At 55.8% G+C, this 16,402-nt stretch carries 18 protein-coding genes and 7 pseudogenes; 1 reads left to right on the top strand and 24 read right to left on the bottom strand.

What is annotated here, in order from left to right; translation table 11 throughout:
* Positions 1-23 precede the first annotated feature (23 nt).
* From CRI63_RS17385 to CRI63_RS17355, 7 genes and pseudogenes are all read right to left on the bottom strand, one after another.
* Positions 24-1,125: pseudogene (locus tag CRI63_RS17385) on the bottom strand (phage late control D family protein).
* Positions 1,122-1,606, bottom strand: a pseudogene (locus CRI63_RS17380) (phage tail protein). Before CRI63_RS17380 ends, CRI63_RS17385 begins: the two co-directional pseudogenes overlap by 4 nt.
* Positions 1,603-4,681 (bottom strand): annotated as a pseudogene (locus CRI63_RS17375) (phage tail tape measure protein). Before CRI63_RS17375 ends, CRI63_RS17380 begins: the two co-directional pseudogenes overlap by 4 nt.
* The gene (locus CRI63_RS17370; RefSeq protein ID WP_000763312.1) at positions 4,674-4,793 is read right to left on the bottom strand and encodes a GpE family phage tail protein; all 120 of its coding nucleotides are present in this window, start codon (positions 4,791-4,793) and stop codon (positions 4,674-4,676) included. The pseudogene CRI63_RS17375 and the gene CRI63_RS17370 overlap by 8 nt, the downstream one beginning before the upstream one ends.
* 14 nt (positions 4,794-4,807) lie before the next feature.
* Positions 4,808-5,110, bottom strand: coding sequence for a phage tail assembly protein (locus CRI63_RS17365; protein WP_021568121.1), 303 nt, complete (start codon positions 5,108-5,110; stop codon positions 4,808-4,810).
* 54 nt (positions 5,111-5,164) lie between these two features.
* Positions 5,165-5,680, bottom strand: coding sequence for a phage major tail tube protein (locus CRI63_RS17360; protein WP_001207656.1), 516 nt, complete (start codon positions 5,678-5,680; stop codon positions 5,165-5,167).
* A 9-nt stretch (positions 5,681-5,689) separates the two neighbouring features.
* Positions 5,690-6,861: pseudogene (locus tag CRI63_RS17355) on the bottom strand (phage tail sheath protein).
* 186 nt (positions 6,862-7,047) lie between these two features.
* Here CRI63_RS17355 and CRI63_RS17350 point away from each other — a divergent pair.
* Positions 7,048-7,140, top strand: a pseudogene (locus CRI63_RS17350) (tail fiber assembly protein); the annotation flags it as partial.
* Here CRI63_RS17350 and CRI63_RS17345 read toward each other — a convergent pair.
* The 17 genes and pseudogenes from CRI63_RS17345 to CRI63_RS17265 all read right to left on the bottom strand — a co-directional run bounded on the left by CRI63_RS17345 (position 7,112) and on the right by CRI63_RS17265 (position 16,393).
* Positions 7,112-7,537, bottom strand: a complete 426-nt coding sequence (locus tag CRI63_RS17345) for a tail fiber assembly protein (protein WP_135520231.1) — start codon at positions 7,535-7,537, stop codon at positions 7,112-7,114. The pseudogene CRI63_RS17350 and the gene CRI63_RS17345 sit on opposite strands and share 29 nt — an antisense overlap.
* Before the next feature lie 2 nt (positions 7,538-7,539).
* Complete coding sequence (locus CRI63_RS17340; RefSeq protein WP_135520229.1) at positions 7,540-8,943, bottom strand: phage tail protein; 1,404 nt, start codon at positions 8,941-8,943, stop codon at positions 7,540-7,542.
* Positions 8,940-9,545, bottom strand: a complete 606-nt coding sequence (locus CRI63_RS17335) for a phage tail protein I (protein WP_135520227.1) — start codon at positions 9,543-9,545, stop codon at positions 8,940-8,942. The genes CRI63_RS17340 and CRI63_RS17335 overlap by 4 nt, the downstream gene beginning before the upstream one ends.
* Positions 9,538-10,446, bottom strand: coding sequence for a baseplate assembly protein (locus CRI63_RS17330; RefSeq protein ID WP_135520225.1), 909 nt, complete (start codon positions 10,444-10,446; stop codon positions 9,538-9,540). Before CRI63_RS17330 ends, CRI63_RS17335 begins: the two co-directional genes overlap by 8 nt.
* Complete coding sequence (locus CRI63_RS17325; protein ID WP_000177580.1) at positions 10,433-10,792, bottom strand: GPW/gp25 family protein; 360 nt, start codon at positions 10,790-10,792, stop codon at positions 10,433-10,435. Before CRI63_RS17325 ends, CRI63_RS17330 begins: the two co-directional genes overlap by 14 nt.
* The gene (locus CRI63_RS17320; protein ID WP_135520223.1) at positions 10,789-11,367 is read right to left on the bottom strand and encodes a phage baseplate assembly protein V; all 579 of its coding nucleotides are present in this window, start codon (positions 11,365-11,367) and stop codon (positions 10,789-10,791) included. The genes CRI63_RS17325 and CRI63_RS17320 overlap by 4 nt, the downstream gene beginning before the upstream one ends.
* Before the next feature lie 68 nt (positions 11,368-11,435).
* Positions 11,436-11,883: pseudogene (locus CRI63_RS17315) on the bottom strand (phage virion morphogenesis protein).
* Positions 11,876-12,307 carry a phage tail protein gene (locus tag CRI63_RS17310; RefSeq protein WP_135520221.1) on the bottom strand — a complete coding sequence of 144 codons (432 nt, stop codon included), beginning with the start codon at positions 12,305-12,307 and terminating at the stop codon, positions 11,876-11,878. Before CRI63_RS17310 ends, CRI63_RS17315 begins: the two are co-directional and overlap by 8 nt.
* Positions 12,270-12,518: an Rz1-like lysis system protein LysC gene (lysC, locus tag CRI63_RS24455; RefSeq protein WP_240782770.1), complete on the bottom strand. Its 249-nt coding sequence runs from the start codon at positions 12,516-12,518 to the stop codon at positions 12,270-12,272. The genes CRI63_RS17310 and lysC overlap by 38 nt, the downstream gene beginning before the upstream one ends.
* A complete protein-coding gene (lysB, locus tag CRI63_RS17300) occupies positions 12,403-12,831 on the bottom strand; it encodes an Rz-like lysis system protein LysB (protein ID WP_135520218.1) in 429 nt (142 codons plus the stop codon). The genes lysC and lysB overlap by 116 nt, the downstream gene beginning before the upstream one ends.
* Positions 12,828-13,205, bottom strand: coding sequence for a DNZ54_00345 family protein (locus CRI63_RS17295; protein ID WP_021514966.1), 378 nt, complete (start codon positions 13,203-13,205; stop codon positions 12,828-12,830). Before CRI63_RS17295 ends, lysB begins: the two co-directional genes overlap by 4 nt.
* Before the next feature lies 1 nt (position 13,206).
* Complete coding sequence (locus CRI63_RS17290; protein WP_033817172.1) at positions 13,207-13,719, bottom strand: lysozyme; 513 nt, start codon at positions 13,717-13,719, stop codon at positions 13,207-13,209.
* Positions 13,700-13,915 (bottom strand): HP1 family phage holin, encoded by a 216-nt coding sequence (locus CRI63_RS17285; RefSeq protein WP_000171568.1) that lies wholly within the window; start codon positions 13,913-13,915, stop codon positions 13,700-13,702. The genes CRI63_RS17290 and CRI63_RS17285 overlap by 20 nt, the downstream gene beginning before the upstream one ends.
* A 3-nt stretch (positions 13,916-13,918) precedes the next feature.
* Positions 13,919-14,121: pseudogene (locus CRI63_RS17280) on the bottom strand (tail protein X).
* Positions 14,121-14,585, bottom strand: a complete 465-nt coding sequence (locus CRI63_RS17275) for a head completion/stabilization protein (protein ID WP_000673523.1) — start codon at positions 14,583-14,585, stop codon at positions 14,121-14,123. Before CRI63_RS17275 ends, CRI63_RS17280 begins: the two are co-directional and overlap by 1 nt.
* A 95-nt stretch (positions 14,586-14,680) precedes the next feature.
* The gene (locus CRI63_RS17270) at positions 14,681-15,331 is read right to left on the bottom strand and encodes a terminase endonuclease subunit (RefSeq protein WP_000059191.1); all 651 of its coding nucleotides are present in this window, start codon (positions 15,329-15,331) and stop codon (positions 14,681-14,683) included.
* Between the two features lie 3 nt (positions 15,332-15,334).
* Complete coding sequence (locus CRI63_RS17265) at positions 15,335-16,393, bottom strand: phage major capsid protein, P2 family (RefSeq protein WP_000742510.1); 1,059 nt, start codon at positions 16,391-16,393, stop codon at positions 15,335-15,337.
* Positions 16,394-16,402 lie beyond the last annotated feature (9 nt).

Here is a 16,402-nt window from a genome sequence, read left to right as displayed (position 1 = left end):
AAAATATCAATATTGAGAACCATTTATTCCATTTCAAGATCATCAATTTTCACTTCAAGTTCAATACCGGTCGTAAAACCGTTATCCGGGCTGACGGTATGCGTCAGAGTCGTAATGGTCCATTCCGCATCATCTATCGGCTGTTTAAAGCCACTGACTTTCACTGGCATTTCCGTGTAGAGATCCGCCCGCCCTTCTGCCAGTTGTAGTGAGAATGACGCAACACCGCGTTGCAGGCGTTCCCACTGCATTTTCGCCGCTCGTTCGGCGTTGCTCCGGTTGGCATAAGTGCGATTAAGTACCAGCACGTTTTCATCCGTCCCCACCAGGTAATCGCCCTGCTTCGCTTCCGGCTCTTTCTTCTGGGCCTTAGTCCTGCGCTTACGCTTCACTGTAGTGCTTTCTTTCTTCGTGGGTTCGCGGGTATGCAACCAGCTGGCAATTACGCCCGTGTAAGCTCCGCGATCTGCCAGGGTAAAGCGGTGACTGTCGCCGTCCTTACGTGTGATAGTGATCACCGACAGTGGTTTACCGCTGGCACTTTTACCCTGTCCCTGCCGGATGAATAACAGATTGCCATTTTTCACCGACGCAATAGCACCGTACTGGCGCGCCAGCCGCATCAGAAAACTACCGTCACTCTCATTAGTCTGGTCTATATGCTCCACGGGCTTATCCGACAGGTCTTTACCCAGTGCCATCTTCAGCTTGTGACGTGCGGCTATTTCCTTCACCACTTCCCCGACAGTGGTCTTGTGCCACGATTTTTCGCGGCGGGTATTCAGCGTTTCCCTAAAATCAGCACTTCGCGCCCGGATAGTCAGGCGGTCCGGTGCGCCAGTGTGTTCAATCTCGTCCACCGTGAATGCCCCTTTCGGGAAAAGCGGCTGCCCCTTCCAGCCCAGCGCCAGCGTAATGACCGCACCACGGCGCGGCAGCACGATTTTTCCGTCGGCGTCGTCCAGCTCCAGATCAAGCTGGTCTGCTTCAAAGCCCCGGTTGTCCGTCAGCGTCAGACTCATCAGGCGCTTATCCAGGACAGTAGTGATACTCCCTGCCCTCAATACTGATGCTGAATGCGGGAGTTTTGTTGCCTTTGTTAAGCAGTTCAGAGCTGAAATTCACGACAGCAGCCCTCCCACCGTTTTACTGATATCGCTTAAAGCAGATGTTGCCGTTTCCTGCAGATTATTCAGTTGCGCACTGAGATCACCGAACATATCGGACAGAGATTCATCCACCCGTTTGAGCGACAGGGTGAACTCAATCCGGCGCGGCATACCGTCGCGGAAAACTCCGTTTTAGTCTGATTCAGTCCCTCAATCACATACATGCCATAAATCGTGCCGCTGCCTTCAATCAGGGGCCATGCTTTCCCCTGTTCTGCCATCTGCTCCAGTGCCAGCAACGACAGCCTGCCGCCTGTTATCTCCGGCATAAGAACACCAGAAAGCGTCAGCATGTCGTTGTCCGGTCCCAGAAACTGCGTGGACGGACGACGGTTTACCCGACTGTTAGCCGCATGTCGCCAGCTGCGTTGATACTGCAGTTCCTGATACGGTACGGTGCGCAGCATAAACACATACAATCCCAGCACCATCATCATGCGTCGTATCCCCCCTGATCGCTGTAGTTACTCCTGGCTTTTGCCTTCAGCCTGCGTTCACGTTCATCAAGCTGGCGGGCCACCTCCCGCGCAATATCCTGCGCACTTTGTCCTGGCTGCGTCTGGATGATGATCTGCGTCGGTGCCTCAATCCGGTGAACGGGCGGCACAGTAGCTGCGCGACTCACCATCGCTTTGCCGCCTTTCGCGGGAAGCGCCAAAGGATGCAACGGTGGAAGCTCTGCTGGCGCGGCAGCAACGCCCATCATTCCGGCAACAACGGCAGCCAGTGCAGCTGTATTTCTCCGGCTGGTCACATTTGCCGGGCCGTTAACAATTTCCGGCCCGTTTTCACCGACGATGCCAAACTGCCCGCGCGGGATATACCCGCCGCTGTCATACATCCCCGCAAAGCCATATCCCCATGACGGAAAACCACCTGATGGCATCATCACTTTGCCGTCTGCATTCACTGTTGCGGGTTGCTGACGCGTCACGCTTTCCGGCAGTTTCGCCTTTGCAGCCTCTTTACTGATAATGCCGAGTTTCTCCAGCAACCAGGAAACGCCGGATTTCAGGGAGTCCAGCGGATGCATGACCATATTCAGCCCTTCTGCCAGTCGCCTCCCCGAATCGTCGCCCCATTGCCGCTGCGCTCTGCAGTTCGGCAGAGGTCGACTTAACGGGCGTCAGCAGATCAGTAAACCAGCCCCACAGAGCCTGCACTTTGTCACCAATCCACTGAAACACGGGCTTAAGTGGTTCGAATGCGGCACTGATGGGACCTGCCGCCGCTTTGAATCCTTCCACCACGCCACCGAGAAATGCGGTGATGGGTTGCCAGTATTTCCAGACAACCAGCGCCACGCCCGCCAGTGCAGTAACCACAAGACCTATCGGACTGAGCAGAGCACCTAACAGACCAGATATGGCATACAGGGCAACGCGCAGCATCACCAGCGGACCGGATGCCAGCACTCGCAACACTGCACCTGCGGCAGTCAGTCCACCGCGCAGTGCCGCCAGTGGATTCATAAACATCAAGGCAACAGCACGTAAACCGGATAAACCGGACCGCAACAGTGCAACAGGCGCAGCTGCCACAGTTTTCAGGGCATTTCCCGTCAGTGATGCCGTGCGGCGCAAAGACAACAGCGGCGCAGTAAGCAAACCCGCACTGCTCCCCGATGAAGCAAACCCGCGTCGCAGTACTGCCAGTGGCGCGCCTGCCAGCCTGGATAACGCGCTGCTGGTTCGTGTTACTGCATCCGTCACCGAAGGTAACGTCTTGATACCCAGCACAGAGAATCCCAGACGGATGACTGCCAGCGGCCCCAGCACTGCAGCCAACACCACAGCCAGGGTGCCGAGGCCCACGGTAACCGCAGCCACAACAGCGGCTACTTTCATCAGTGTGCCCGTCAGTTCCGGGTTAGCTTCCACCCAGCGACGCGACGCCCCCGTGACGCTTTTCACCGTGTACAGAATATCCATCAGCGGCTGGCGCAGCGTTTCGCCCAGGCTGCTGAAGGTGTTCTGCGCTCCGGTTTTGACCAGCAACCACTGCGCAGAAAGTGAATCCTTGTTAATGTCGGATTCTTTCTGCATGGAGCCGAGCGCATCATTGCCCGCTGTCAGTTTTAGCTGGCGCTGCAGTTCCGGCAGGTTGTTTGCCAGTTTCGCCGCGTCATCGCCAAACTCTTTACCAAACAACATGGTCATGGCAGACAGGCGCTTATCCTGCGGAAGCGCATTCACCTTCTCCAGTACGCGCTGGATGGTTCCCATCGCATCCTTCGTCATCTGCTTTTCAATCACTTCAGGATTGAGTTTCAGCAGATTCATTCCTTCAAAGAAACTCTTGCTCTGCATGGTGGCAATGGACAATTCACGCACCATCGCGTTTGCTGCACTGGCTGCAACCTCCGGCGCAGCGCCCAGTGTCAGGAAGGTTGAACCCAGCGCCGCCGCTTTACGATAATCCAGACGGTCAGCCACACCGCCCAGGCGTTGCATGACATCAATGATGTCTGCCCCTTTCGACATGGCGTTATCATCCAGATAGTTCAGCGCGTCACCGAGCTGTTCAATATTGCGTGTAGGGATTTTGTAGAGCTGGGCGATTTTCCCCAGACTTTCTGACAGTTCATCCGCTGGCAGCTCAAAGGCTGTTGCCGCCTTTGCCGCCGTGCTGGCGAAGGCCAGCAGGTCACGTTTCTGGTCTTCCCAACTGTCGTCAGGGTTTGCGACGTTCATGCGCGCACCACCTTCAACCAGTGCGGCGAAGTCCACAGCACCGTTTTCCATCGGCAACTGTTCGCTGGCAGCCTTGATGGCATCCTGCATTTCGTAAAAACGCGCAGTGCGGTTGCCATTATCGTCACGCAGACCATTGACCTGCTTTGCCACACCTTTCATGGCATCTTCCATGCTGGTATAGCTTTTTACTGCCGCCATCACTGGTGCGCCCATTGCCAGCCCTGCAGCCGTGGTGGTGGCTCCGGCCCCGGCAATCCGATCCCTTACTTCAAGACGCCTGGCGTAAGCCCCCCGGGCGGCGTGCATTTTTCGCTGTTGCTCCCCGACACGTCGTAACCTCGCTTCCTGCTCAGAAAGCTGCCTGTTATAACGCATCGTTTCACGGGTAATGCGGGCCGTCGCACTGGCGCCATCATTAGCTGAAATACCAGCACGATAAAGTTCTGCACGCACAAGCGCCGTCTGCTGCTGCAGCTTTTTCTGGCGTTCTTCCAGGCGCTGAACAGCCAGCCGTTGACGGCCCAGAGCAACAACCTGACGTTGCGAAGGCGGCCCCATTGATCCCAGTTCATGACTGAGTAAATTTGCACGCTGGCGGGCATAGTTCAGCCTGTCGCCTAATTTCTGATTTTCTGCCTGCAGCTTTCGGAAGCTGTCCAGACTGCTCCCGGCCTGATCAAGCTGCTTTATTGCATCGCGGGATTTTTTGACAGCAGCAGCCAGTTCTCTTGAACTGGCCTGCGCGGATCGAAATGGGCGGGTGAGCTTGTCAACCGCATTCAGAATCACCTGCAGACGCAGGTTATTGTCACTCATGGCTGGCCCCGCTTCTCTGAATCGCTTTATACCGCCATTCCAGCACTTCGGTCAGCGGCATAACGTCAGTAACGGATGGCGGCCAGTGAAAGATGGTGGCGATATCAGCCACCAGATCGTCAACCGTCAGGCTGTCGGTAAACCGGCAAGCACCGACTTCTTCAACAAAAAAGTGACAACCTCAACCGACATGGCAGTGAGATCTGCCGGATCCAGCTCTGCAATTTCCTGTGCAGTCAGTGCCGGACTGGAGATGCGGGGGATCACGGTCATCATCGCGTTCACATCCATATCCATAATGGCCTGCAGGCGTGTGCCGCGCAGCGCACCGGACTGCGGTTTACGCAACACAATTTCGGTAATTTCTGTTTTACCGCGCATGATGGGAGTATCCAGTTGAATGGTCTTTTCAGTCTGCTTATCGCTCATTTTGTTGTCCTGTAAATTGGGTTCTGGCGCGGCAATCCGCGCCGTTCAGATACATCAGAGGCCGAGGGCGTTGCGGTGCGCTTCCATCAGGTCCACACCGTCCACAATTTCCACCATGTTGATAAGGTCCACTTCATAAAGCACCTCACCATTGATGGTCAGCTTCGCGTAGCTGTTGGTACTGGTCACTTTGGTGGTGTTGCTTTCGCCCGTCTTCCACTCGCCGGAATCCACTTCTTTGTGACGTCCACGCACTACAAGCTCCACGGCCTGCACTTCCCCGGTATCGTCACGCTGGATAGAGCCGGTAAAGCGCAGCTGGATGCCATCCACCGTAGCTTTGCCCATCTGCTTAAACAGCAGTAGCTCAGTACCGCCAATGGAAAATTCAGTATCCAGTGCGCCGTCATCCAGCCCCAGATCCACATCCACCGCACCCGGCATTCCGCCGCCGCGATACTTCTCATATTTGCGGGTGAATTTCGGCAGCGTCAGCGACTCAACGATCCCCTGCCAGTTGTTCCCGTCATTAAACAGGTTCAGGTGTTTTAATTTACGTGGTAAAGCCATGTTGCCCCCTTACGCGCTTACCTGGCTGGAGAAATTCACCAGGTACTGATCGGTGATGCGCTGACGCAGCATCAGGTTTTCAAGTGGCGGTACTGGCGTGTAGTCGTAATCGATGGTGAGTTTTCCGGCTTTCAGCGTGTCTTTGTCATTCACCGACTCGTCCAGCCAGCAATCACCACCAATGAGATAGCCCTGACTGACCAGGCTGCGCATTTTGGCGCGGATACCTTCGATAATGTCGCGGGCCAGCGACGGGTTCAGCGGTTTGTCCACCGCCCACATATGCGCTTCTGCCATTGTGTCCGTCAGCACCTGCGCCGTGCGGGTGTAGTTTTCGAAGGCAAAGAGCGGATCATCGCTCAGACAGCGGGAACCCCAGAAGCGGAACCCGTCTTTACGCACAAGCGTGGTGACGTCGTTCTGGTTCAGCAGACCTGCATCGGTTGCCGGGTCCTGCAGATCCCAGAACACATCTGCAGAAATTCCGGTGACACCGTTCACGCCCACGTTGGACAGGCTTTTGTGCCACCCGGTCTGCTCATCAATTTTGGCACGCAGACCAAGCGCACGAGCGGTGGCATATGCCATTGCTTCGGCATTCAGCACCGTGTCCCAGCCAGTAAAGTCAGGCCAGATCAGCATTCCTTCGCGCTGGCTGAAGTTTTCACGGTAAGTGATCGCCTCCTGTACCGTCTTGCAGCCATACGCTGACAGGTAGGCAAACCCACGCAGCTTTGCGCCACACTCAGCAACTCAGTAGCAACGGCTTTGTTATCGTGACCTGGCACGCCGAGAATGCGCGGTTTAACGCCGAGCTGTGTCTGGGCAGATAACAGGGCTTTCATGCCTGTTTTTTTACCTTCAGCAGTCACTGCGCCGATGATATTGGTCGTGGTTTCTTCTTCCGTTTCACCCTGCGGCACACGCACAACAACGGTCACGGGTTTTGCCTGGTCAGCGATGGCATCCAGCGAACGGGCCAGCGTGCCGGACTCACCCGCTTTACCGCTGGCGGTCAGTACATCAGTGATCAGCACGGGTTTATTAAGAGGAAACATTTTTGCATCGGCATCATCGCCCGTGCAGACCATACCCACGATGGCGGTGCTCACCGTGGTAATGGATCGGGTGCCTTCGTTGACTTCAACAACGCGCACCCCGTGGTGGTAATCCTGAGCCATAGTGGCGAACCTCCTGATTGGATTAGGCTTCGCCCTATATTGAAGTGATTGTGCCTGACAAACAGCTAAGCGCAGTTGTACCGTTATTCACACAAAATGACGGTATTTGTCCGCTCACAGAAAAAATCAAAATAATGCTGATTCAGGGCGATTCATTGCTCTTATTTGCCGGAAATTTTCTATACATGGCCAGATTATCTGGATGCGCTTGAGGTGGTAGATACGACCATCGCACCAGATATCAAATGGCCTACACCTCCGGCTTCGGTGGAAAGGTAATGTCAGGCGCGGTACTGGTATCGACTTTAGTCAGTTTGTAGCGGTACCGCTGCCATTCAGCCAGACGTGGCACGTCAACATCGTCGATGTAGCCTCCTGCCTGAGCATCTGCCAGTGGGGCGATAATCGCCGTTGCCTCCGCCAGTAATGCTGATTTCTGAAAGTCCGCAGCGATAATTTGTTCTTTTTTAGATGGTGGCTGTGCATCTATCCATGATGGTTTCCCATTAACATCCGGGCCGCGAGTTTTGCCTTCTGGCGGTGTGCCGCTATATTCCGTAAAAATATCTTCGTCAACATCCACCCCATTTTCAGGCCATGCATTAACTCGCGTGTAATCATCAAATAATGCCCAGGGATAAAAAGAATTTGTCTCGCCAGAATATCTGTATTTCATTATCAATACCCCACAGCTATATATGAGAGGTTGAATCCACCGGCACCACTCATCCAGGCCTGAAAACCTGTCCTGGTTTGTGACCCCACGACTATTCCATAAGACATTGTAGTCCCCGGAGCTGCGCCACCTGACGTGACGTCAGACCACGTTAGATTGACTACTGCCCCTGAAGCAAACGCGATCGGAAATGTAGTGCTTGATAGATTTGAACCAATACTAAATCCCAGCGATCCCTTTTGAATAATCATTCCACCTACAGTTTTGACCCAATTAGGCCCATAACCCTGAAAGCTCATATCCGGTATCTGATTTACCCCCGTTCCCACATCCCGTTTTGCCGCTTCTCCCAAACCAAGGTATGCGAGAAGACCAGCAACATCCTTTCCACTCAAATTAGTCAGCGTATTATCCAGCGGTTGTTTTCCCGCCAGCGAATTGAGCATTGTCGTGGCAAAGTTCGGGTCATTCCCCAGCGCCGCCGCCAGTTCGTTCAGCGTATCCAGTGCCGCAGGTGCAGAACCCACCATTGCCGCAATTGCCGATTTCACAAAAGCCGTGGTGGCAATCTGTGTATTGTTGACCGACTGTGCCGCAGTAGGTGCTGTTGGCGTTCCGGTGAGTGCAGGACTCGACAGCGGTGCTTTGAGTGCCAGCGCATTGTTAATGGTGGTACTGAATTTCGGGTCATTATTAATAGCAGCTGCAATTTCTTTCAGCGTGTCCAGCGTGGCTGGCGCACCGTCAATCAGGGTGAGCAGTGCCGCCTGAACAAACGCGGTGGTCGCAACCTGCGTGGTGTTATTCCCTGCCTCTGGAGTTGGCGCTTTGGGGGTTCCGGTAAACGTCGGGCTGGCTTTTGGCGCGTACTGTGAATGCGGGTCCGGTGCGGCAAGATGTTTTGCCATCAGGTCATCCACGTACACCTTCAGCTCCAGTACCTTATCATCCACATACTTGCGGGTTGCCAGCACGACGGCAGGGTCGATTTTCAGGATGATATTCTCCGTGCTGCTGGTAATCAGCACCATGCGCACAGTCTGGGTGCGCCCGCTGCCTTCAGCCAGTTGCGGCTTGTAGCTTTCCGGGCAGTTGCCCACGGCAATCAATGCCCCTGACTCATCAAAAAGTCCCACTTCACGTATCCACCAACCGCCCTCGTTTTCAGGGATCACCTGTTCAGCAATAATCTGACTGCTGTTTTGCGGGTCGATATAGAGCATATTCAGCGCAGCCCGGCGTTTCTCATTTACCAGTGCAGTCTGCTTTGCGTCCGGCGTCGGCAATGCTCCACTACCATCCCCCACCGCCATATGGGTAATTTTAAGCGGCACACCGAGCGCGGCGGCGCTGGCAAGTTTCGCCGCACCAATCTCCGTCAGCAGGGTATAAAATTTTGTGCTCATGGATTCACTCTCACTGTGTCAATAACGTGGACCGCCCCGCCTTCATGCGCGGTGCCGCCAGAAATAATTGTTTCGTTGATATACGGATAGATCGTGATTTCTTCGCCAAGATAACTGGCTGCCCCCACCCAATGCGGGCCGCTGGTCTGCAGATTGATGGACATGCCGATCATGTGACGGCTACATGGTTTGGCATCGCTTATCAGCCGCTCAAGTTCCAGATAGGTATCTTCAGTGATGCCCTGGTCCTGCACGCCGATGTCCAGGCGAAACGTGCCCGGTGTCTCTCCGGTCTGCCACCACTCAATAATGCGGATCAGAAAGCCGAACGGCTCCACCACCCGCCGCACGGCACTGGTGGTTCCTTTATGCTGATGGATATAAAAAGCATCCTTTACCACCTGGCGCTTGACGCTTTCCGTCCAGTCCTCGTCCCAGCGATCCACAGAGAACGCCCAGGCGAGATAAGGCAGGAAACTGACCGGACAGGTAGCCGGATCCCACAGGTCACGCAGCGGTACCTGCAAATCAGAAATCCCGCTGCACGCTTGCGCCAGTCGGCGCTCCAGTGGCGTTGAACCCGGTGGCAGCAGACTATTCATCCGTTCCCCCGTTGGTCACGCTCCACTGCGTACATGATGCCGCCTGCGTTTTGTTCAGGACCACATCCGCCTGCGGGGAAGCCAGTTCCACACGTTGAACACCCTCAACATGCAGGGCGGCAAAGATGGCACTACGGCGAATATCCCGACCAAGCCGCGTCTGACTGGCGATGTACTTCTGCAGGCTGGCTTTTGCCGCTGCCATTACCGGCTCTGCTTCCGGCCCCGGATAGAGAAAAATGGTGGCTTCCACGCGGTACGGGATGATTTCTGCGCTGCGAACCGTCAGACGGTCAGCCACCGGGCGGACGCTCTCACTGTTCAGGGCGTTCTCCACCACATCCAGCAGGTCTTTTTCTGCTGTTCCGTCGCCTTCGCGGCTAAGGACAGTCAGCACCACCTCTGCAGGCGCCGGACTGGTTGCACTGGCATCCGCCACCCGACCGTCGGCGCTTCGGGCATGAAATTCATAAGCTGCAGTTGGCCCCGCAACTGAAAGTCCTTCAAAGGCTGCAGGCACACGCAGGCGTAACGCTTCATCGCTTTCCATCACAGCCGCAACGGGCGGCACAGCGTCATTATCAGCAGGCGTCACCGTCAGGCGTGTCACGTTGTAGTTGGCAGCGAGCTGGTCCAGATCACCGCCCATCGCATAAGCCACCATCACCGCCTGCGCGGCTTCGTTAATGCGCTGGCGCAGAAGCAACTCACGGTAAGCGTTTTCCTGCAACAATTTAGTGACGGGTTCAGATTCCAGATCCAGCGTACGCATCACAGCTTCCTGTTCATCTTTCGGATGAAGCGCCACAAATTCAGCCTTGCGTTCGGCAAGTAGCGTCTCAAAGTCCGGCACATCGACAATCTGCGGTGCAGGTAACTGCGAAAGGTCAATCACTGCCATTCTCTGCTCCTGTTGATACGGAAAGGGAAACAGGCACACCGTTATTACGCCGCCCGGTCAGCTCCACCACCATTGAACCGTCAAAATTGCTGTTGATGGTGATGGAATCCAGCGTCAGCCGTGGCTCCCAGCGACTCAGCGCCACATACACTGCCGACATGACCTGCAGGCGTAACGCCGGATTTTGTGGCTGATCTATCAGTGCCGACAGCAGGGAACCATATTCACGACGGGCAATACGGCTACCCTGCGGTGTCAGCAGAATGTCCCGCACCGACTGGCGCAGATGGTCAATATCAGTAATGGCTTTACCGCTGGTATTGTTCATCCCGCTATAAAGCGTCATACCGGGCCTCCGGTTGTGTCGCCGCCTTTCAGGACGCCAGTATGCTGATGTGCATCAACCACGATCCCGTTAGAACTCATCGCTCCGCCGCCCTGGGTAACGCCACCATTGATCACCACTTCACTGTTAATACGTGTGCGGTCAGCCTCCAGTACAAACTCACTGGTTTTCAGGGTTATGTTGTCGGCAGCCTCAATGACCATGGATTTGATGCCCCTGACATACCAGCGCCCGGTGGTGGGTTCGTATTCAAACCAGCCACCGTCAGGATGTTCTGTCACGCAGGCTTCCGCCGACGTCGACGGTGGCGCGAAGTGATTCGAATAGACAGCGGGCAGCGCAAAGGCGGTTTCCAGATTGCCTCCCAGACTCAGCAGCACCACCTGCTCACCTTCCGATGGTCGCCACCATGTGCGGGCATTCCCGGCACGCAGCGTCAGCCAACTGATCCAGTTAGTTTCAAGGTCGCCCGTTTTCACCCGACACAGCCAGTTTTCCCGGTCCACTTCGGTGACTACACCTGTGCGGATCAGATTGGTGATAAGGCGCATGATTTCGGTTAATTGTGCGTTCATAGGGAAAGGTTGCCATCAGGGGAAGAAAGGCGGCAGTGCTGCAACTTGTATCAGTGCTGATACAAAGATCACCCCGCCAGCCATTGCAGAATCATGTCACGGGTCATTGCCTCAACATCATCATTTACACCCAGAAGGCGACGCTCTGCGTAACGGACCTCCGGTCCCTTACGACTGACGCGATCGCGCAGGCCGTAGTGATGAACACGGGCAATGCGCTGTACCTTGCCTTCAAACTGGACGCTGGCAGAGTCGGCGCTGGCGGCGGTTTTCAGGTATTTTGTGGTGCGCAGCTTTGCAAACATCTGACGTTTTGATACGGCCTTTTTTACTGCGTGCTGTTACTCGCCTCGGTTCATAGCTGCTGCCATCAGGATTGCGCTGCATCCTGATGTTCTGCTGCTGTGTCCGGCGCAGTTCCTGCGCCAGCTGGCGCATCATGCGGCTTCTGGCGGCTGGTTCCAGATTCGCCAGCAAGGCATTCAGCCAGTCGTCCACCTTCTGCAGTTCAGCCACGTTTCACCGTCCACATTTCTTCAGGTTCATCGGGTTCCGCTACAGCTTCAACACTCGACACACTGCCGTCAGTGCTGACCAGCACACGCTCCGTCAGTTGCAGGTTAAGGCTGATATCACAGACATCGTTGCGCAAAATATCCACCTCAAAGGTGAATAGCTTTTCCCGTAACGCCGGGTTATTGATGGCATCGGGCTGGTTATCCCGCAGCCACAGCAAAACCGGTGCCATCAGCAGATTCTGGTCGCCGCTGAAATCCTCAATCACCACGTTCAGGGTGTAACGGTACTCCCATGACATGGAGCTGGCCCCCGTGGCAACCAGCGAACCGTTATCCACAAACAGATGCAGTTTGTCCGGGTTATGACGGACATAAGGCACCGCTTTATTGAGGGCATGGCGCAGGGATTGTGGTTTGTTCACTGTTTCGCTCCTGACACGCAATAATCATGTCCACTTTGTCTGCACAGACCGCCCAGGCGGCCTCCGTTTCATCCAGCAACGCGTTCAGGTCACCGTTAGTGCGCGGCGCTTCCTGCCCCAGCCGACACGGCGTCACTCGCGGACAACCACTGACGGTAAGCTGCACCTCCGGTGAGTGTCGGCCGTTCCCGCAGCCGGATAATGTCAGCAGGCAAAGGAGTATCAGCCCAGCGGCGTAAATCCTCGTTCTCACGTTTCAGTTCCTCGATCCGGTGTTGTCGTTGTCTCAGCAGCGCGCTGGTCTGTTCTGCTTCGGCATAGAGTCGCGCCTGCTCCCGGTTGTTGGTTTCAGTCAGAATGGACAGGCTGATAAGCTGGCTGTTGCTCTTTGCCAGTGCCTGGCTTTTGCTCTGCAGCTCGTCTGCCTGCGTGGTGATGGTCTGGCTGGCATCAGCCAGCCGCCACGTCTGCCAGCCCAGCGCCGCCAGTAATAACACCAGCACAACCAGCAGCAACCGGTTCATGCTGCTACCTGTTGCGCCATCTGATTACGGGTGATCCAGAAGGCAATAACGGTCAGCAGATAAAAGACCAGGGTAATGGCCCACCCCGTCCAGGCGAGACTGACGACAATCAGCAATCGCATCACCCAGCTGATAAATACGTTTTCTTTTCGGGTAATTTTCTTCAGCAAAGATGCCCTCAACTCCTGCCAGAGCGGGCCATTCTTAATTAACGCAGCCAGTGCTACCGGAATTACCGCCCATGTCAGCAAACAGGCTACCCAAACGCCGGACGCTGCCAGTACCGGAAAAATCCCCTGCGGATACACCATTGCTGCGATTAACAGCGCCATCCATAACATCAGAAACAGCCCGCTGATTAATTTCTTTTTCATTTCAGTTTGCTCCCTGTAAGCACCAGGCCATCTCCCGCGCACGGCGGTTATCCAGCCCCTGATTAAACACACCTTTCACATAAACCCAGCGCGGCAACTGTCGGCACGCATCCGCCCAGCGCCGCTGGTTGAGTAATTTCACCAGCGTGGAACTGCAGGCATTGCCCGTTCCCACGTTGAAGGCAAACGACACCGTAGCGTCATACACCTTCTGCGGCGGCTGTTGCTTCACACACCTTTCCAGCGCCCGCTCCACACGCAGCACGTTAGAGATCAGCCCTTCCGCTGCCTGTCGCTCCGTAATAGTTTTGCCGGGAATGACGCCCGACGTATTACCAATGCCATCGGTCCAGACACCCGCGCTACACTGATACGGCTGCAGACGACAGCCTTCGTAATCGGCAATCAGTTTCAGCCCCTCCACGGAGGTGTGAAGCTGCTGAAAACCCGGCAGCGTGGCAGCAATAGCCAGCACGGTCCCGACAAGGCAGCGTTTAACGATTGATGGATTCATAGTCCTCCCGCGAGATCTGCCCGTCGCGCAGAAGCTGGTAGGCTTTGTGTTTGTAGTACCAGTTGATAGCCAGCATCAGCACACCAATCATCAGGCCGCCCAGCGTTGAGGCATCCTTGATGGACAAATCACCCAGCCAGGCCAGCACAACGGCGATGCAATACGTGATAAAGGCGCTGATTCGCTCAAGCGTCATAATTCAGTCCCATAGCTGGACGTCTGCACGGTGGTGGTGGTCGGAATGTCCGGCAGCTCCACCTGCAGCCCGTGAGGTAAAAAGGGGCCATATTCGGCAAGCCCCGGATTTGCCTTCAGTACCTGCTCCGTGAAACCCTGCGTGCGTCCGTAATGACGCCAGCAAAGCGCGTCCACCGTGTCATACTGATGCGCACGTACTTTCATCAGATAAGCTCCACTGTACAGTGCGGTGCATCCTGTACCCGGCTGATGGCCCAGCGGGCGTCACGCCACAAATCACCGCTGGCTTCCGCCAGTTCTTCGCCCCGCTTCACACCGGACGCCGTGGCGTCATAGTCCTGGTAACGTTCGTTGAGCATGGCGCGTGCCCAGCAGTAAACCGCGTTGAAATAGTGCTGAATGCGCTCACTTTTCCCATCCAGCTGTTCTGCCGGAACCTCTGCCAGCGAGGCATATCCCAGCATCTGCTGGCGTCTGCGAAACTCATACAGCTCTGCGTTGACCTCCGAAATTGCCGACAGGGCAACCTGTTTTAAACGCGGCTGCGTCACCGTGCCGTCAGTGCGCATGACACTGCGAAACTCCGACAGGTCCACATCAGGCCAGAACGGCGTATTTCTGATGATTTCCGCCTGTTCCGGTGCCTGTTCTGGCGCAACAAACTTCATGCTGCTTTCTCCTGAAATAAAGGGCGGTGGACGGGGTTTTGATGTGGCAGTGCCTTTCGCCACCCCGTGCCGCCCGTGCGCGGGGGCACGTTCTGTCAGCGGCTGTCATTGCGCAGTCTGCGCTCCAGCTGCTGTTTGTCTTTTTTCACGCCACAGCGGGGATCGAGCTGTAACGCATGGTTGAGATGATTAAGGGCGGAAGCCGGATTGCTTTCACTCAGGACAGCGCCAATCGCTTTATGCAGACGCGCCCGTGACTGGTCCGGCATATCCAGACCGTCTGTCAGCTCCAGTGTCTGCAGCAACAGATCGGCATCAAAGCCGGTGGCGGCAAGCATTGCGCTCTGCGCGGCGTCTGCCATTTCCTCTGCCAGCACGGTCTGCACATTGCGATTACCCAGCGGCATCACCCAGCCATGACGCAGGGCATGACGCCCGATCTCCAGCGCCCCGGCATAATCTCCGGCATCAATGCGCCACAGCATCACGTACATCAGCACGTCATCCTGTTGAGCGCCTCCGGCAGCCAGGACGCCCTCCGCCCAGGCGGCATATTTCGGCAGCAGCTCCACCTTGATTTCCGCTTTTTTCACCGTGGACTGAACGCCCTTGAGACGGCGGCGGTCTTCCGCCAGTTGCAGCAGCATCAGGTCATAGCCCGACGCGTGGCGAACGCTGCCGCCCTCGCGGGCGGCCTGTTCAGCCTGAACGCGCAGGCGATGCTGCCGTGCGGGACTCAGGCTCATGGGTTACGCTCCGGCTTCTGCTGCGGCGGCGCTGAAGTCGCCAATCTGGATGTTTTCCACCAGTGCAGCGCAGCGGTAGTCCTCAACCACATAGGCTTCGTTAACGGATTCAAAATTTTCAATCCGGTCACGTTTCGGGTTGTCGATAACTGAACGGCGGCGGGTGTCTTCCTGCCAGTAGATGGACAGGTTATCCAGACGGGTGATAAGCAGCGCATTCGGCGGGAAGAACGGCGCACGCACGGCCTGCAGGCCACCCATGCGTTTCTGACTGATGATCATATCGGCAGCCAGTTTTTCACTGTTTTCCTGCTCTTTGTTGACCAGCGGGAAATACTTGTCAGACAGCAGTTCACGACCGCAAATCACCACCAGATCGTCATCGTCCTGGTAGACCACGTCGATAAGCTCATTAACGGCATCCATCACTACGGCGTCCAGGTTGGCATATTCGCCACCTTTGCCGACTTTCACCGCGCCCGGTGTGGTTTCACCGCCCGTGGTGGTGCTGCCCATGACGTGATCCGGTGCATCCTCACGGATTTTCTGCAGCCAGCCTTTATTCACATCCTGCAGCAGCGGGTTTTCGCTACGGTTGGAGGTTTTCGCACGCTTCACGCCGTTAAAGCCGATCATGATGCGGTCCAGTGCCTGACGTTTCACGATGGCGTCACGGATGCGCACCTGGAAATCCTGAAACTTCGCCCACAGATCCAGCTTCGCGTAGGTCAGCACCGTGTCAAAGTTGGTCTGCTCGCATTTATATTCCACATCGACCATCAGCGTCGGATCGACAGGCTCACGCTCTTTAGCTGTGGTATCAGTGGTTCCGGCAATGGTGCTGCCAACACCCAGCCCCAGCAACTGACCAGACTGCTCAGTCACTGGCGTGACGTTAATCAGCGTCAGGAAAGCGGCGGACTGCTGGATCTGGTCTTCCAGCGTCTGCTGCACGGACGGCTCTACGGTGAACTTGCTGGACAGTTCTTCAACTGCCACACCGTTCAGACGCGCCAGCTGCTGCAGGTAAGCGTTAAAAGCAAAGCGGGTATTCTTCTTCATCGGGTTTTG

Origin of the sequence: Escherichia sp. E2661 (assembly GCF_004745185.1) — a bacterium.
Lineage (GTDB): Bacteria > Pseudomonadota > Gammaproteobacteria > Enterobacterales > Enterobacteriaceae > Escherichia.
This window is presented reverse-complemented; position numbering and strand designations above follow the sequence as displayed.

Coding starts and splice junctions, on each gene's coding strand:
- CRI63_RS17365 (WP_021568121.1), bottom strand. CDS start 5,110: ATGAGCGATAAGCAGACTGAAAAGACCATTCAACTGGATACTCCCATC.
- CRI63_RS17360 (WP_001207656.1), bottom strand. CDS start 5,680: ATGGCTTTACCACGTAAATTAAAACACCTGAACCTGTTTAATGACGGG.
- CRI63_RS17345 (WP_135520231.1), bottom strand. CDS start 7,537: ATGAAATACAGATATTCTGGCGAGACAAATTCTTTTTATCCCTGGGCA.
- CRI63_RS17340 (WP_135520229.1), bottom strand. CDS start 8,943: ATGAGCACAAAATTTTATACCCTGCTGACGGAGATTGGTGCGGCGAAA.
- CRI63_RS17335 (WP_135520227.1), bottom strand. CDS start 9,545: ATGAATAGTCTGCTGCCACCGGGTTCAACGCCACTGGAGCGCCGACTG.
- CRI63_RS17330 (WP_135520225.1), bottom strand. CDS start 10,446: ATGGCAGTGATTGACCTTTCGCAGTTACCTGCACCGCAGATTGTCGAT.
- CRI63_RS17325 (WP_000177580.1), bottom strand. CDS start 10,792: ATGACGCTTTATAGCGGGATGAACAATACCAGCGGTAAAGCCATTACT.
- CRI63_RS17320 (WP_135520223.1), bottom strand. CDS start 11,367: ATGAACGCACAATTAACCGAAATCATGCGCCTTATCACCAATCTGATC.
- lysB (WP_135520218.1), bottom strand. CDS start 12,831: ATGAACCGGTTGCTGCTGGTTGTGCTGGTGTTATTACTGGCGGCGCTG.
- CRI63_RS17295 (WP_021514966.1), bottom strand. CDS start 13,205: ATGAAAAAGAAATTAATCAGCGGGCTGTTTCTGATGTTATGGATGGCG.
- CRI63_RS17290 (WP_033817172.1), bottom strand. CDS start 13,719: ATGAATCCATCAATCGTTAAACGCTGCCTTGTCGGGACCGTGCTGGCT.
- CRI63_RS17285 (WP_000171568.1), bottom strand. CDS start 13,915: ATGACGCTTGAGCGAATCAGCGCCTTTATCACGTATTGCATCGCCGTT.
- CRI63_RS17275 (WP_000673523.1), bottom strand. CDS start 14,585: ATGAAGTTTGTTGCGCCAGAACAGGCACCGGAACAGGCGGAAATCATC.
- CRI63_RS17270 (WP_000059191.1), bottom strand. CDS start 15,331: ATGAGCCTGAGTCCCGCACGGCAGCATCGCCTGCGCGTTCAGGCTGAA.
- CRI63_RS17265 (WP_000742510.1), bottom strand. CDS start 16,393: ATGAAGAAGAATACCCGCTTTGCTTTTAACGCTTACCTGCAGCAGCTG.